General features: G+C 66.3%; 12 protein-coding genes. 7 read left to right on the top strand and 5 right to left on the bottom strand.

Annotated features, from left to right (window positions below; all coding sequences use genetic code 11):
* The first annotated feature begins 3 nt into the window (after window positions 1–3).
* Window positions 4–2,604, top strand: a complete 2,601-nt coding sequence (pepN, locus tag BKA23_RS02305; RefSeq protein WP_145225113.1) for an aminopeptidase N — start codon at window positions 4–6, stop codon at window positions 2,602–2,604.
* Between the two features lie 116 nt (window positions 2,605–2,720).
* Here the strand turns inward: pepN and BKA23_RS02300 are convergent, their stop codons facing one another.
* Together BKA23_RS02300 and BKA23_RS02295 are read right to left on the bottom strand one after the other, a co-directional pair.
* Window positions 2,721–4,007 (bottom strand): MFS transporter, encoded by a 1,287-nt coding sequence (locus tag BKA23_RS02300; RefSeq protein WP_145225111.1) that lies wholly within the window; start codon window positions 4,005–4,007, stop codon window positions 2,721–2,723.
* The gene (locus tag BKA23_RS02295) at window positions 4,004–4,426 is read right to left on the bottom strand and encodes a MarR family winged helix-turn-helix transcriptional regulator (RefSeq protein WP_211841570.1); all 423 of its coding nucleotides are present in this window, start codon (window positions 4,424–4,426) and stop codon (window positions 4,004–4,006) included. The genes BKA23_RS02300 and BKA23_RS02295 overlap by 4 nt, the downstream gene beginning before the upstream one ends.
* A 160-nt stretch (window positions 4,427–4,586) precedes the next feature.
* On the opposite strand from BKA23_RS02295, the gene BKA23_RS02290 reads away from it, so the two are divergent.
* From BKA23_RS02290 to BKA23_RS02270, 5 genes are all read left to right on the top strand, one after another.
* Entirely contained in the window at window positions 4,587–5,285 is a 699-nt protein-coding gene (locus tag BKA23_RS02290; protein ID WP_145225109.1) for a response regulator transcription factor, read from the top strand.
* Window positions 5,282–6,841: a sensor histidine kinase gene (locus BKA23_RS02285; RefSeq protein ID WP_246104411.1), complete on the top strand. Its 1,560-nt coding sequence runs from the start codon at window positions 5,282–5,284 to the stop codon at window positions 6,839–6,841. Before BKA23_RS02290 ends, BKA23_RS02285 begins: the two co-directional genes overlap by 4 nt.
* 59 nt (window positions 6,842–6,900) lie before the next feature.
* Window positions 6,901–8,532, top strand: a complete 1,632-nt coding sequence (locus tag BKA23_RS02280; RefSeq protein ID WP_145225107.1) for a S1C family serine protease — start codon at window positions 6,901–6,903, stop codon at window positions 8,530–8,532.
* 190 nt (window positions 8,533–8,722) lie between these two features.
* On the top strand, window positions 8,723–10,771 hold the full coding sequence (locus BKA23_RS02275) for a HelD family protein (RefSeq protein ID WP_145225105.1): 2,049 nt from the start codon (window positions 8,723–8,725) through the stop codon (window positions 10,769–10,771).
* Window positions 10,772–10,884: 113 nt separating this feature from the next.
* Complete coding sequence (locus BKA23_RS02270) at window positions 10,885–11,196, top strand: WXG100 family type VII secretion target (protein ID WP_170226334.1); 312 nt, start codon at window positions 10,885–10,887, stop codon at window positions 11,194–11,196.
* Window positions 11,197–11,271: 75 nt separating this feature from the next.
* On the opposite strand, the gene BKA23_RS02265 is transcribed toward BKA23_RS02270, so the two are convergent.
* Both BKA23_RS02265 and BKA23_RS02260 read right to left on the bottom strand, forming a co-directional pair.
* Window positions 11,272–13,290: an NADPH-dependent 2,4-dienoyl-CoA reductase gene (locus BKA23_RS02265; RefSeq protein ID WP_145225101.1), complete on the bottom strand. Its 2,019-nt coding sequence runs from the start codon at window positions 13,288–13,290 to the stop codon at window positions 11,272–11,274.
* Window positions 13,287–13,850 (bottom strand): PadR family transcriptional regulator, encoded by a 564-nt coding sequence (locus BKA23_RS02260; RefSeq protein WP_145225099.1) that lies wholly within the window; start codon window positions 13,848–13,850, stop codon window positions 13,287–13,289. Before BKA23_RS02260 ends, BKA23_RS02265 begins: the two co-directional genes overlap by 4 nt.
* A gap of 259 nt (window positions 13,851–14,109) precedes the next feature.
* Here BKA23_RS02260 and BKA23_RS02255 point away from each other — a divergent pair, with 259 nt between their 5' ends.
* Complete coding sequence (locus BKA23_RS02255) at window positions 14,110–14,562, top strand: hypothetical protein (RefSeq protein ID WP_170226333.1); 453 nt, start codon at window positions 14,110–14,112, stop codon at window positions 14,560–14,562.
* Window positions 14,563–14,584: 22 nt separating this feature from the next.
* Here the strand turns inward: BKA23_RS02255 and BKA23_RS02250 are convergent, their stop codons facing one another.
* Window positions 14,585–16,486 carry a potassium transporter Kup gene (locus BKA23_RS02250; protein ID WP_246104410.1) on the bottom strand — a complete coding sequence of 634 codons (1,902 nt, stop codon included), beginning with the start codon at window positions 16,484–16,486 and terminating at the stop codon, window positions 14,585–14,587.
* Window positions 16,487–16,554 lie beyond the last annotated feature (68 nt).

Raw genomic sequence — 16,554 nt, 5'->3', positions numbered from 1 at the left:
CAAGTGACTGCCGATCTGAATCTCACCCGGGACGAATGCGCCGCACGCGGCGCCGCACTGCAGGTGCACGGCTACGACCTGCACCTCGACATCAGCGAGGCTGCCGACGCGGACCGTGGTGACTTCGTGTCGACCTCGACAGTTCGCTTCGTCAGCTCCCAGCCCGTCACCTGGCTGGATCTGGTTGCGAGCGAGATCGTGAGCCTGCGCGTCAATGGCCAGGAGCAGACACCGACGTATGACGGCGCGCGTCTGGCCCTCGGCGGTCTGGCCGACGACGGCGAGCGCATCAACGAGGTCACGGTCCAGGCGCGCTGCCGCTACAGCCGCACCGGCGAGGGATTGCACCGCTTCACCGACCCGGTCGACGAGGCGACCTATCTCTACACGCACTTCGAGCCGACCGATGCTCGACGTGCGTATGCCTGTTTCGAGCAGCCCGACCTCAAGGCCCCGATCAGCGTCACCGTGACCGCGCCGAGCTCATGGTTGGTCCGCAGCAATCAACCGGTCGAGAGCGTCGAGCAGCACGATGCGACGTCCACCGTGCATTTCGCGACGACTCCGGTGATGTCCACCTACCTCGTCGAGGTCGCCGCCGGGCCGTTCCACGAGGTGACCGACCTGTGCCGCATCGAGCGACCCGACGGCTCCACGCAAGACATTCCGCTGGCCCTGCAGTGCCGCGCCAGCATGGCCGAACACCTCGACGCCGCAGACGTCTTCGAGATCACCAAGCAGGGGTTGCGCTTCTTCGACGAAGCTTTCGGTTACCCCTATCCGTGGGGCAAGTACGACCAGGTCTTCGTCCCCGAATACAACATCGGAGCCATGGAACACCCTGGCCTGGTGACCTTCAGCGAGAACTCGTTCCTGCTGCGCGGCACCCCGACGTTGGCGCAGCGCGAGTCGCTGGCCGGGGTGATCATGCACGAGATGTCGCACATGTGGTTCGGCGACCTCGCGACGCCGAAGTGGTGGGATGACACCTGGTTAAAGGAATCCTTCGCCGACCTGATGGGCTACCTCGCGGCCACCGAGGCCTGTGGATTCGACGGCCCGTGGGTGAGTTTCGCGCTCGACCGCAAGCAGTGGGCCTACACGCAGGACCAACTGCCGACGACCCACCCGATCGTCGCCGACGTGCCTGACCTGGAGGCGGCCCGCCAGAATTTCGACGGCATCACCTACGCCAAGGGTGCTTCGGTCATCAAGCAGTTGATGGCGTACGCAGGACGCGAGGAGTTCTTCACGGCAGCACGGTTGTACTTCCGCCGGCACGCCTTCGGATCCACGACACTCGACGACCTGATCGCCTGTCTGCGCGAAACCTCCAGCGCAGACCTGTCCGACTGGACCACCGTGTGGCTGCACACTGCCGGACCCTCCGTCCTGACGCCGGTGGTCGAGCGCTCCAGCGACGGTCGTGCGGTGTCGGTTGCGGTCATCCAGGCCGGCGCCGATGCGATGACCGGCGAGCCCGTCTCGCGCCCGCACCGGGTCGTCGTCACCACCTGCGACCTCGTCGACGGCACGCTGCGGCCGGTGTCGAGCACGCCGATCACCCTCGCCGGCGAGCGCACTCCGGTGCCACTGCCGGAGGGCACGCGCGCGGACCTGGTGATCGTCAATGATCTCGACCTGACGTATGCCGTCTGCCGCCTCGACGAGACGTCGATCACCACGGCGCAGGCGCATCTCAGCAGCCTGGAGAGCACCCTCAGCCGAGCCCTCGTCTGGTCGTCGTTGTGGAATCTGGTGCGTGACGCGCAACTACCCGCCACCCGCTTCGTCGACATCGTCTGCGCGCAGGCTCCGAAGGAATCCGACGCGGCTCTGCTCGAGATGATCCTCGCCAGGTCGGCAGCAGCGCTGTCGTCGTATCTGCCTGCCAGCCAACGTGATCCGTTCGCGGAGCGGTTGATCGACGTTGCCGGAAGCGGGCTGTCCGCCGCTGCCCCCGGCTCTCCGGTGCAGCGTGCGTGGGCCGAGGCGATGGCCGTTCTCGGCGACGCCCACCGCAGCGCCGAAGGACTCCTCCGCCGCATCCTGGACGGCGGCTTCACGTCGCTGGAGGTGACTCCGCAGCTGCGCTGGGACCTGCTTGCAGCGCTGGCCCACCTCGGCGTGCTGGGCGAGGACGAACTCCACGCCGCACGCGACGCGGACCGCACGATGACCGGACGCACGTCATACGCGCTCGTCGTGGCCTCACAACGTGGCGCCGATTCCAAACACGCCGTATGGCGCGAACTGGTCGAGGGCACCGACCTGACGAACGACCACCAGCGGGCGCTGGTCAAGGCCCTCAGCCACGCCTCGCACGACGAGGTGGGCGACCTGGCACCGGCATACTTCGCGGGCGTCCGGACCTGGTGGGACGGCCGGTCACAGACGATGGCGATGCTGCTGGCGACCGGGCTGTACCCCGCCGCGGACCTGGCCGACGGAGGCGAGGACTCCAACCCGGTGGTTCTGGCGGCGGACGAGTGGCTGGCCACCAACGCCGATGCCCCGGCATCGCTGCGCAAGATCGTGATCGGCGCGGCCGACACGAACCGACGTCAGCTGCGGGCACAGGAACTGGCGAGCCGGAACACCTGATCAGCCGGAGCGTCCTGGCTGATCAGCTGCTCAGTTGATCAGCCAGGACAAGACGGTCACTCCGACGAGCGAGACCAGCGCAACGATGACGATCAATCGCTGCGCCCGCGGGGACATCATGCGACTTGTTGCGGCTCGACGCCGGTCGCCGGCTGCGAGGACACGTGCAGATGTGGCACGGGCCGACGCTCGACATGCAGGTGGACGTCCTGGCGGCGCATCAGATAGATCATGGCGACGACAACCGTAATGCCTGTGGCGATGCTGCCGACCAGGATGGTCCAGCGGGCACCGAACTCCGTGCCGATCCAGCCGATCACCGGTGAGCCGATGGGCGTGCCACCCATGAAGATCGCCATGTAGAGCGCCATCACCCGGCCGCGCATCTCCGGCGCGACACTCAACTGCACCGTGGCGTTCGAGGTGTTCATCATCGTGATCGCACACAGTCCCGTCGGGATGAGGAAGACCCCGAACAACAGGTATGACGGTGCCATCGCCGCGAGCGCCGAAGCGATCGTGAAACCGGCCAGCGCGATGAGCACGATCCGCAGACGCGGGCGCTCGCGACGCGCCGCCATCAGCGCACCGGCGAGCGAGCCGATTGCCATGATCGAGCCGAGCAGGCCGTATTCCGCAGCGCCCTTGTGGAACACGGTGGTCGCCATCAGCGCGATCGTGATCTGGAAGTTCATGCCGAAGGTGCCGAGCATGAAGACCATCGCCATCACGAGGATCAGATCGGGACGGTGCCGCACATAGACCAGACCTTCGCGGACCTTTCCCTTGCCGCGGGCCCGGGGAGCCGGGCGCAACTCGGAGCCGCGCATGAGTTTGAGGGCGATCAGCACGGCGACGAAGGACAGCGTGTTGAAGATCAACGTCTTACCCGTGCCGATCAGGCCGATCATCAGACCGGCGATGCCGGGGCCGATGAGACGCGCCGCATTGAACGACGTGGCGTTCAGACCGACGGCATTGGACAGCTTTTCCGGCGGCACCATCTCAGACACGAACGCCTGACGGCTGGGGTTGTCCAACGCGGTCGCCACGCCCTGCAACAGCGCCAGCAGATAGACGTGCCACAGCTGCACGACTCCGCCGACCACGAGCGCAGCGAGGATCCCGGAGGTGACCAACAGTGCCGTCTGGGTGCCGTACAGCACCTTGCGCTTGGAGAATCGGTCGGTCAGCGCCCCGGCCATCGGCGCCAGCACGACCACGGGCGCGAACTGCAGCGCGGTGACGATGCCGAGGTCGGTCGAATTGTGATTGGTGAGCTGGGTCAGCACCAGCCAGTCCTGGGCGGTGCGGCCCATCCAGGTGCCGACATTCGAGATCAGCGCGCCGGTGAAGTAGGCGCGGTAGTTGAAGACCGACAGCGAGGCGAATGTACGGCTCACCTGGCGACCACCCGACCCAGAATCTGACTTGCCTCCACCAACACTGCGCACTCCTCCTCGCTCAGGCCCTTGAGCCGTTCCAACATCCATGCGTCCCGTTGTCCCCGGGCCTTGCGCAGCATGCTGCGACCAGCGGGCGTCGTGCTCAGCTGCACGACGCGACGGTCGTCGGTGTCGGCGACACGAGCCACCAAGCCGCGCTCGACCAGGTCGCCCACGGTGCGGGTCATCGACGGCGCGCTGACGCACTCGATCTGCGCGAGTCGGCCCGGCGTCGTCACGCCGTCCTCGATCTTGGCCAGCACCGAGAACTGGTGCGGCGCGATCTCGGTGGCGTTGTCGAAGCGGGATCGACGGCTGATGCGCATACACACCGCGCGCAGGTCGGCTGCGAGCGTGCGGCGTTCGTCCGGGGTCATGTACTTAGCTTATCTCATTACCTCAGTTAAGTATTAATCCTGGTCGAAACCTCCGCGCACTTCATCCACAACGCGCGCCCCAGCGCTGTCCAGCCACGATCCGGTTTGATATCATTAGACATTCAGAAAATTCACAGTTCCTGCGAGGAAGCTGACCTTCATGACTTCTCCTGAGGCGCGGCTATTGGTGGTCGAGGATGAGACCAACATCCGCGAATTGCTTGCAACCAGTCTGAAATTCGCCGGTTTCGAGGTGCACACCGCCGCGAACGGCAACGAGGCGATCCAGCTCGCCGGCCAGCACAAGATCGACCTCGCTGTGCTCGATGTGATGCTGCCCGACATGGATGGCTTCACCGTCACCCGCAAATTGCGCGGTAACGGCTTCGACGTGCCGATCGTCTTCCTCACGGCCCGTGATGCCGTCGAGGACAAGGTCAAGGGCTTGACCGTCGGCGGTGACGACTACGTCACCAAGCCGTTCAGCCTCGAAGAGGTCGTCGCGCGCATCCGTGCGGTCCTGCGCCGCACCCACGTCGAGGACGACGCCCAATCCACCGTGCAGGTCGCCGACCTCGAGCTCGACGAGGACTCGCACGAGGTGCGTCGTGGTGGCCACGTCATCGATGTGTCACCGACCGAGTTCAAGCTGTTGCGCTATCTCATGCTCAACAACGGCCGAGTGCTGTCGAAGGCGCAGATCCTCGACCACGTGTGGGATTACGACTTCCGCGGTGAAGCCGGCATCGTCGAGAGCTACATCTCCTACCTGCGTCGCAAGATCGACATCGACGACCTGCCGACGCTGATCCACACCAAGCGGGGCGTCGGTTACGTCCTGCGCGCGCCGCGCGAGTGACGTCCCAGCCGTCCCTGTTCCGCCGGGCCAACCGCGAGCTGCACGCGATGCCGCTGCGGTTGCGCCTGAGCGCACTGCTGGTAGCGCTGCTGGCCATCGCTCTGCTGGTGACCGGCGCAGCGGCGACGGCACAGGTTCGGGTCTTCCTCACCCAACGACAGGACGCCGAGCTGCGGGCCGCTGCCCTGCCGCTGGCCACGGGTGCCATCGATTCCAATGGCACCGCCATACCGACGTATTCGTACGTTCCGACCAACACCTACAGCGTGCAGTTGCAGGACGCCACCGGCAACGTCTTGTACTCCGACGCCAACCGCGGCCAACCCGGCGGTCTGCGCCCCAAACTGCCCCGCCTGTCGATCAACAGCCCGCAGGTGCGCAGTGGCAAGATCTTCAGCGTCGGTTCCACGCACGGCGGCACCCGATGGCACGTCATCACCGGGCTCGCACCCGGCACGTCCGACCAGACGTATGCCGTGGCCGTCTCGATGCAACACACCGACGACATCGTTCGCCATCTGGAGCTGGTGATCCTCAGCGTCGGCCTGCTGGCCCTGCTGGCATGTGCCGTGCTGGGCTGGTTCGCCGTTCGGCGCACGCTGCGTCCCCTGCGCCAGATCGAGGACACCGCGCGCAGCATCGCCGAGGGTGATCTGACACGGCGAGTCCCGGCCGGTGGCGCACAGGACGAAGTCGGCAGCCTGTCCAAGTCGCTCAACGTGATGCTGTCGCGGATCGAGGACTCCTTTGCGGTGCGGCAGGCGTCGGAGGAGAAGATGCGGCAGTTCGTCGCCGACGCCTCGCACGAGTTGCGCACCCCACTCGCCACCGTCCGCGGGTATGCCGAGCTTTTCCGGCAGGGTGCCGTCTCCCGCCCGGAGGACATCCGATCCTCGATGCGGCGCATCGAGGACGAAGCGACCCGTATGGCGGTGATGGTCGACGACCTCCTCCTGCTCACCCGGCTGGATCGGCGCCATGCCGACGCCGAGAAGGCCGAGATGCAGTTCGCTCCGGTAGACCTGACGATCTTCGCCGCCGACGTGGTGCAGGACGCCAAGGCGATCGACCACAACCGCGCTGTCACGCTGCGCGGCCTGGACGGCGCGGTCCGCCCGACGCCGGTGCTCGGCAGCGAGGCCGGGCTGCGCCAGGTGATCACCAACCTGATGGCCAACGCCATCCGCTACACACCGGCCCGCTCCCCCATCGAGGTGCTGGTGGGAACTGCCGACGGATGCGGCCAGGTGCACATCCGCGACCACGGCGACGGCGTGCCGGAGAAACTGCGGTCGCGCATCTTCGAACGCTTCTATCGCGCTGATGCCTCACGCAACAGCGCGCACGGCGGCAGCGGCCTGGGCCTGGCGATCGTCGCGGCCATCGTCGAGGCTCACCACGGCAGCGCTCACGTCCAGGAGACCCCGGGCGGTGGTGCGACTTTCGTCCTGAAGATCCCGACGCTGCCCGCAGACCAGGATGATGAGCTTGCCACGGGCGCACAGGAAGTCCACAGTGACGGCGAAGCGGTGCAACAGTCCGGCACCGTTGACTGAGGCGTGACGCCGTCACGGCACACCGCCAGGTTCGAATTTCTCAGGAGGGACACACATTCATGTCGTCTGACCACACCCCGTCCGACGGGCGCAGCGACGAGGCAACCCCGCGGAACTCCGACAGTACGAGCCCCATCCCGTCCTCCGGAGCCGACACCACCGGGCAGCTGCCTACGCGAGACACCGACGCCACGTCACCGCTGCCTCGCCAGGAGTCCACCGGCGGATATCAGGGAACGCCGTACGGGCAGCAACGGCCGCCCTACGGACAGCAGCCGGGCCAGTCCAGCCAGTCCGGGCAACAGCAACCCGGCCAGGGCAGCCAGGGTCAGTCGGCGCAGAGTGGTTATCCGGGCTACGGTCAGCCGGGCCCGAACCTCGCGCGCCCTGGCAACGCCCAGCACAATCAGGGGCAGTTCGGCCAGCAGCCTGGCCCCCGTCCGCAACAGCCCGGCTTCCCGCCGTACGCCGGCGGCGCCCAGCAGCCCGCGACGGCCCACCACAGCCAGTCGCACCCGTCATACGACACGACCGGCGGTGCGACACCGCCACGGCGGTCACGTTCGTGGGTCGCGGTGCCGGCTGCGGCGATCATCGCCGCTGTCCTGGCCAGCGGTGGCACCTGGGCGCTGGCGCACAACGACAACTCCTCCAGCGCGTCCGGCACCAGCACCACGGTCGTCAAAGCCGATCCGGCCGACCTGGGCGACGCCAACTCGGTGAACTGGGCGGCCACCGCCAGCAAGGTGTCGCCGAGCGTGGTCTCCATCACCGTGACGGCGGGCCAGAGTGGTGACCAGGGATCCGGTGTGATTCTGGACGCCGCCGGCAACATCGTCACCAACAACCACGTCGTCACCGGCGCCGGCGCCAACCCCACCATCACCGTGACGCTCAACAACAACGAGACGTATGCCGCGAAGGTCGTCGGCACCGACGTCAGCACCGACCTGGCCGTCGTTCGGCTGGTGAACCCGCCCAGCGATCTCAAGCCGATCACGTTCGGGGACGACTCCAAGCTCGTCGTGGGCCAGCCGGTGATGGCCGTCGGTAACCCGCTCGGCCTGTCCGGCACCGTCACCACCGGCATCGTGAGTGCACTGAACCGCCCGGTCACGACCACTCCTGACTCCTCTGGTGAGAGCAGCTCACAGGCCGCGACCGAGTCCGCGACCACCAATGCCATTCAGACCAGCGCAGCGATCAATCCGGGCAACTCCGGTGGTGCTCTGGTCAACGGAACCGGGCAGTTGATCGGCATCAACTCCTCCATCGCCACTCTCGGACAATCCCTAGGTTCCTCTCAGTCTGGGAACATCGGTATCGGCTTTGCTATCCCTGTAACGGTCGTGAAGAACATCACCAGTCAGTTGATCAAAACCGGGAAAGCCGTCCACTCCGAAATCGGCGTGAGCGTCGATTCCCAACCGGCGACAGTGACGATCGGAAACGCCACCCAACAGGCGGCGAAGATTGTCAGCGTGGCCAGTGGATCCCCGGCCCAGAAGGCCGGGATCAAAGCCGGGGACGTCGTGACGGCGTTCAACGGCCAGCAGGTTGTTTCCTCCGATGCTCTGATCGGATTCGTCCGCGAGGAGCCCGTCGGGGCCAAGGTTGTGCTGACCATCATTCGTAACGGTCAGCAGCTAAACGTCACGGTGACGTTGGGTGAGGCCTCCTCCACCAACTGATCGTGACCATAGGGTCACCAGGTTTACTGCCTTCCTCCTCGCCTGGTGGTCCTGACGGGGTGGATCCGGCTTGTGACGGGGCCGGATCACACGAAGAGGCGCCTCTTGCGACATGGTCGTGAGGAAGATCGATGCGAGCTAGACTCGCTCTCTCCCCCAACGACTCGTCCCGAGAGGCGCCTCTTTCGTCATGTCTGCCTCCGACCCTCCGACCGTTTCGTATGACGCAGAGCTCGCCCAGGAACAGCGCTATCTCACCGCGGCACGCGCGTCGCTGGCCCGCATGCGCGAGTCCGCGATGGCGCTGGACCCCACGCGGGCCAGCGACGGCGACTCCTCCTACGACCTGGCGGTCACCCTCGCGCGACGTATCGCCACCTTGCAGGACGACCCACGCACGACGCTCTTCTTCGGTCGCCTCGACCACACCGGTGGCGAACCGTATTACATCGGGCGCAGACACGTCAGCGATGCCGGGGGTGACCCGGTGGTGCTCGACTGGCGTGCACCGGTCTCTGCCGCGTTCTACCGCGCCTCGCGCACCGAGCCGATGGGGATGCTGCGCCGTCGCAGATTCGGGGTCGACCACGGGCGGCTGACCGCCATCGAGGACGAGGACCTCACCGGCACCGACGACCGGCCTGACACACCACGCAGCGGCATACTCGCCGACGAGATCGAGCGCCCGCGCACCGGCCCGATGCGCGACATCGTCTCGACCATCCAGCCGGAGCAGGATCTCATCGTGCGCGCCGACGTCGGCACCACGGTCTGCGTCCAGGGCGCCCCCGGCACCGGCAAGACAGCCGTCGGCCTGCACCGCGCCGCCTGGCTGCTGTACGCCCACCGCGAGCGCCTCGACCGGACCGGCGTGCTGGTTGTCGGCCCCAACCGCGCCTTCCTCGACCACATCAGCGCAGTGCTGCCTGCTCTGGGTGAGATCCGCGTGCACCACGCGACCGCTGCCGACCTGGTGTCCGACAAGCCGGCTCGGGCGGACGAGACCGCCGATCTTGCTGTGCTCAAGGGTGATTCGCGGATGGCCGCGGTCATGCACCGCGCCGTCTGGGCGCACGTGCAGCGAGCGACCGAGCCGCTGGTGGTCCCTCGCGGCGTGCGCAAGTGGCGGATCCCGGCATACGAGGTGCAGGAGATTCTGGACGAACTTTCCACCCGCGGGGTGCGGTATGACGCAGCCCGGGCCATGCTGCCGCAGCGCCTGGCGCACGCGGTGCTGCTGCGGATGGAACGCAGCGGTGACTCCCCCGACGACCGGGTGCAGGACGCCATCGCGCGCTCCGCGCCGGTGCGGAAGTATGTCGCGTCGGTGTGGCCGACGATCGACGCCACCGCGGTGCTCTTCGCCCTGTGGTCCTCGCCGGAGCTACTGGCTGCTGCGGCAGCGGACGAGCTGACTTCCGACGAGCAGGCGATGCTGTTGTGGGACAAGCCGTTTCGCAGCAAGGGCAGCGCACGCTGGTCAGCTGCCGATCTGGTGCTGCTCGACGAGATCGGCGACCAGTTGTCGCGGGTGCCAAGCCTGGGCCACGTCATGCTCGACGAGGCGCAGGACCTCTCGCAGATGCAACTGCGATCCGTGGGCCGACGCTGCTCGACCGGGTCGGCGACCGTGCTCGGTGACATCGCGCAGGGCACGACGCCCTGGGCGACGGATTCGTGGGCCACGACGATGCAACATCTGGGCAAACCCGAGCACCACCTCGAGGTGCTCGATCGGGGTTTCCGCGTGCCGGCGTCGGTCATCGATTTCGCGGCACGGCTGTTGCCCGCAATGGCGCCGGGACTCGGAGCGCCGGTCTCGGTGCGCGAAAATCCCGGCCGCCTGGATCTGCTGCAGGTGGAGGGACCGGACGCCGTCGCCGACGCCGTCCGCGATCAGATCGGCGCGGCCAGAGGCGAGCAGGGGTCGATCGGTGTCATCCTGCCCGATGCGCGGGTCGCGCAGCTGTCGCGAGCCTTGTCGGCCGCCGGCATCGAGCACGGCCGCCTCGACCAGAACCACGGCGACGACAGCGACCACCAGGTCCAGCTGGTTCCGGCGACCGTCGCCAAAGGTCTGGAGTTCGACCACGTGATCGTCGTCGAACCCGCCGCGATCGCAGCCGCTGAACCAGACCGCCGCACCGGGCTGCGTCGCCTGTACGTCGTGCTGACCCGCGCGGTGTCTTCGCTGGCCGTCGTGCATGCCGAGGCGCTGCCTGTCGAACTCGGTGGCTGAGTGGGAAGACGTCGCCGTCGCCGGCTGTGGACAAGTTCTGCGGTCGTATGACGTGGCTACCTAACGTCGCTGCACCGACCCGCATCAGGCGGGCCCGCACCGGAGGTAACGCCATGGCACACCCGATCGATCCGTCCGCCTACGCCGTCGACAGCGGGCAACTGGATCTGCACAGCAAGGACATCCACGCAGTCGCCGCCGAGATCGACGCCCTGATGCTGGCGATGTCGCGCAAACTCGAGGTGCTGCAGGGCAGTTGGAAGGGCAGGGCTGCCGGGCAGTATGCCGCCCTGCACTCCGACTGGGAGCGCGCTCAGGGACAGGTGCGCAACACGCTCACTGACATCGGGGTCGCCGTCGGCTCCGCCGGCAGCGCCTACGCGCAGGTCGAGGGCGAGATCGCCTCGGCATTCACACCCCGCTGACGAACAGCCTCATCGACGGGCGACCGCACGGGCCGGCAGCCTCTCAACGGCCGGTAGCGTCGCAGACCCGCATCGTCACAGACGGGCCGCCAACTCTGTCGCCTGGCGAATCGCTCGCTTCGCGTCGAGTTCGGCGGCCACGTCGGAGCCGCCGACCACGTGTCGAGCGGCGTCGGTGTCGTCGACCAGGTCACGCACCGACTCCTGACCGGCGCAGATGACGATCGTGTCGACGGCCAGGACCCTTTGCAGTGCTGATCGACCCTGCCCGGCCGGCACGGTGATGTGCAGGCCGTCATCGTCGATCCGCTCATAGGTGACGCCGTCGATCATCTCGACACGGGCGTCCTTGAGCGCGGCACGATGCACCCAACCGGTCGTCTTACCCAGGCCCTTGCCGAGCGGCTCACGTTTGCGCTGCAGGAGGTAGACCTGTCGACGCGGCTGCTCCGGTTGCTTGCCGGTGAGGCCGCCCGCCGCGCCCGGATCCTCGGTCACACCCCACTGACGCTGCCAGTCCCGCAGCTTCTGATGTGCATCGGCCACAAGGAACTCGCTGACGTCGAAACCGATACCGCCGGCGCCGATCACTGCGACCCGACGGCCGGCCTCGACCTCGCCACGCAGCAGCTCGTCATACGCGACGACGCTCGGGTGATCGATGCCGGGGATGTCCGGGCGGCGCGGTCGGACACCCGTGGCCACCACGACGTCGTCGTATGCCGCCAACTGCTCTCGCGTTGCCTCCGTGCCCAGGCGCAGCTCGACACCGAGTACGTCGAGTCGACGCCGGTAGTACCGCAGCGTCTCGGCGAACTCCTCCTTGCCGGGCACCTGCATCGCGAGACGGAACTGACCACCGACGTGCTCGCGACGCTCGAACAGCGTCACCTCGTGCTGCTTCTCGGCGAGGGCGACCGCGGCGGCCAGACCGGCCGGTCCGGCACCGACGACCGCGATGCGCTTGCGCCGCGCGGACGGCACCGGCATGAGCACGAGCGACCTCTCGCGACCGGCACGAGAGTTGACCAGGCACCTGACCTTCTTGCCGGCGAAGGTGTTGTCCAGGCATGCCTGGTTGCAGGCGATGCACGTGTTGATTTCGTCGGCCCGACTCTGCACGACCTTCTGCGCGAACTGAGGATCGGCCAGCAGCGGCCGTGCCATCGAGATCAGGTCCGCCTGGCCATCGGCGAGGATCTGTTCGGCGACCTCGGGTGTGTTGATGCGATTCGAGGCCATCACCGGCACCTCGACCTCGGCCCGCAGTCGGGCGGTCCAGTTTGCGAAGGCCGCTCGAGGCACCGACGTCACGATGGTCGGCACCCGCGCCTCGTGCCAGCCGATGCCGGTGTTGAACATCGTCACCCCGGCACCGGTGAGCAGGTGTGCCAGCTCCACGACCTCCGGCCAGGTCTGCCCGTCAGGCACCAGGTCCACCAGCGAGATCCGATAGTCGACGATGAAGTCGGGGCCGGTCTCCGCGCGGATGCGACGCACGATCTCGACCGGGAATCGCATCCGACGGGTGGCATCGCCACCCCAGGCATCGGTGCGGTCGTTGGTCCGTGCGGCGAGGAACTGGTTGATCAGGTATCCCTCGGAGCCCATGATCTCGACTCCGTCATACCCGGCGCGCTGTGCCAGGACAGCCGACCGGACGAATGCGGAGATCGTGCGCTCGACACCACGACCGGAGAGCGCGCGGGGTCGGAACGGTGAGATCGGGGATTTGCGACCACCCGCCGAGCGCACCAGTGGGTGGTAGCCGTAGCGACCGGCATGCAGGATCTGCAACAGGATTCGACTGTCGTGACCATGCACTCGATCGGTGATGCGGCGGTGTTTGTCAGCGGCGCGGCTCGTGCGCAGCATCGAACCGCCCGGCAGTAACCACCCCTCGACATTCGGCGCGAAGCCACCGGTGATCATCATCGCAACACCGCCGGCCGCGCGCTCGACGAAGTAGTCCGCGAGGTGACCGAAGTGCTGGCTGCGATCCTCGTAGCCCGTGTGCATGGACCCCATAACGATGCGGTTGCGCAACGTGGTCGAGCCGATCGTGAGTGGCGCGGTCAGGTGGTCGAAGGTCACGTGGTTTCTTCCGGTTCGTCGGGCGTCGGTTCGCCCAGTGCCAGCAGCATCTCGTCGCACCACGCGGCTCTGCTCATCGCCACCCGCATTCCGCCCCGCAGGGTCAGCCACCCCGCCAACTCGGCGTCACCAAGCGCCGTGGCATCCGGAAAGTGGAGGGCTTCCGCCTCCCGAAAAAACCCGGCCTGATGCAGGAAGACCCGTCGCTGCCGACGGATGTCCTCGACGATGGCCGACCGATCGCCGAACGGCATGGCGCGCACCTTGACGGCGAACTCGCTGCGTAACTGCTGTGGTGGAGTGGGCTCGCGGGTCCACTCCAGGATCCGCTGCCGACCGGTCTCGGTCAGGTGGTGCACTCGCCGATTCGGCCGGCCCTCCGAGCTTTCGACGGACACCGCGACCAAGTCGGTCGCCTCCATCTTCGCCAGCACCCGGTAGATCTGCTGATGGGTTGCGCTCCAGAAGAATCCGTAGGACGTGTCGAAACGTCGCGCCAGGTCGTAGCCGCTCGCAGGTTCTTCTGCGAGAGCAACCAAGATCGCACTCTCCAAGGACATGCGCGTAGTTTTATATGCAACAAATTGCATGTCAATTCGGTTGAGTGACAACGCATTTTGTGAACCATGACATTTTCGATCCGCAAGACATGTTTAAGTCTCCCTGCATATAATCTTCACTGTGTTGACTCTTGCCACTACTACAGAATCCAGTCGATCGCGACATCCCGGCGCGGCGGCCACGTCGCACCTTGACGCAGATCGTCCCCGGCGCAATCGGTTGCCTTTGTCCGGACATTCGAGCGGCAGGCAACTAAGGGTGGTCCGCGACCGAATCATCGGCGAAGTCGAGGTCATGAACTGGATCGACGAATACAAAGTCATCTGCAACCGCCGGTGCGCCGACATCCTTGCGGCATCGGCAACAGCAGACGATCTCGTCCGCGCGGCCGTCGAAATCGTCACGTCGAGCGCCGTGGAGAACCAGGCACATCATCGGATGTGGTTCGACCTACGCAATCAGTGCATGTTCGACCACGAGTTGCGCCGACCGGTTCGCGAGGTGGGGAACCTCATCGAAGACCTGATCGCGCAAGTCATGTCACGCCATGCCGAGCTCGCCGGGGAGCAGCGCGAGATTCCGGCCCACGTGGCGGTCGCCACCCTCGATGCACTGTTTCAGCAAGCTGTCGCGTCAGCGACCGGCGGTTGCTCGGATGCGACCGACAAACTCCGTGACGGCCTGCGCTTCATCCTCACGGGCACCGCATAGCTGCGACGGCGTCGCCCGCTGGTCAGAATTTGACCTGGGCTCCCATGACGATCGTGCGCGGCTCCGGCAGCCGGTAATACTCCGCCGGGTTGGCCGCGTTGTGAGCCATCGCCAGAAACAGTCGTTTCCGCCAGTGCGGCATGATCTTGTCGCGATCGCGGTGAACCGTGATGCGTGACAGGAAGTAATAGACCTCGTCGGGGTCGATGTTCACGCCTTGGTCCGCCGCCAGCCGCAGCGCGCGCGGCACATCCTGATCGTCCTGGAAGCCGAAGTTCAGCTTCAAGGCAGTGATCGCGTCATACGGGTCGCCGAGCACCTCGACCTCGACGCGATCCTCGTCGGGCACGTGGGGCACGTTGTGCGACACCGCGGAGACGATGAAGACGTCTTCGTGGATCACGTGGTTGAACAGCACGTTCTCACGCAGCGCCAGCGGCACCGTGCGCGTGTAGGGGTGCATGTAGACCGAGGTGCCCGGCACGCGAGTGACCGGCGCGGTGTGCAGCCAGTCGACGAAGTCGCTGAGCGGGCCCTCCTTGGCGGTGCGTCGCTCGGTGACAATCTGACTGCCGCGCCGCCAGGTGAGCATCGAGGTCGCGACGCAGATCGCGATCAGCATCGGCAGCCAACCGCCGTGAACGACCTTGGTCATGTTCGCCAGGAAGTACGTGATCTCGAAACTGAAGAAGATCACGCCGACGAGGATGAGCTTCCAGCGAGCCCAGTGCCACGCCGACTCCGCATAGACCAGGAACAAGGTCGAGGTCAGCAGGAAGGTCCCGGTCACTGCCAGACCGTATGCCGTCGCCAACCGATCCGACGACCGAAACACCAGAAGCAACAGCATGACGCCGGCGAACAGCACCCAGTTGACGGCTGGGACGTAGATCTGACCGCCTTCGCTCTCGGAAGTGTGACGCACCGTCAGCTTCGGCAGGTAGCCCAGCCGCTCCGCTTGCCGCGACACCGAGTAGGCGCCGGAGATGACCGCCTGCGATGCGATCACTGTTGCCACGGTGGCCAGGACGACCAGCGGGATCTGCGCCCAGTCCGGCGCCATGATGAAGAAGGGGTTGCTGATCGCGCTCGGCTTGTCCAGGATCAGGGCGCCCTGACCGAGGTAGTTCAGCGACAGACACGGAAACACCAGCCCGAACCAGGCGCGCCGGATGGGCGCTTTGCCGAAGTGGCCCATGTCTGCATACAGCGCTTCGGCTCCGGTGATCGCCAGCACGACAGCACCCATCGCGATGAACGCGACGATCGGTCGATCGACCACGAACTGCACGGCATACGTAGGCAACAGGCTCTTGAGGATTGCCGGGTGCGGGACGATCTTGGCAACGCCGAGCAGGCCGATGACGAGGAACCAGACGATCATCACCGGCCCGAAGAACTTGCCGACCAAGGCTGTTCCGAATCTCTGCACGAGGAAGAGCCCGGCGATGATGATCGCACCGAGCGGCACGACCCAGTGCGACAGGCTCGGCGCCGGCACCTCGAGTCCCTCGATTGCCGACATGACCGAGATCGCGGGCGTGATCACGCTGTCGCCGTAGAAGAGCGACGCGCCCAGCACCCCGAGGATCATCACCACGACGAAGCGACGACCGCCGGGCCGGACCACCTGGCGGGTCAGGTGCGCAAGGGCCATGACGCCGCCCTCGCCGTCATTGTCGGCGCGCAGGATGAACAGCACGTACTTCACCGACACCACGACCGTGATCGACCAGAACACCAGTGAAATGACACCGTAGACGTCGCTCGGGGATGCGTGCACATGGTTGTGGTCGATGGAGAACACCGTCTGCAGGGCATACAGCGGGCTGGTACCGATGTCGCCGAAGACCACACCCAGTGCTCCGACCGCCAGGGTCATCATTCCGGCGCGCTTGTGACCCGTCGTGGCCTCGTTACTCACAGCGGATCATTGTCCATGCGAACGGCCATTCTGGCTAACTCGTATCACGCTTCGGCTTTCGCTTCGAA

This window comes from Rudaeicoccus suwonensis (genome assembly GCF_007829035.1).
Lineage (GTDB): Bacteria > Actinomycetota > Actinomycetes > Actinomycetales > Dermatophilaceae > Rudaeicoccus > Rudaeicoccus suwonensis.
Note: the sequence above shows the minus strand (reverse complement) of the source record. Positions and strands in the feature narration are given on the sequence as shown.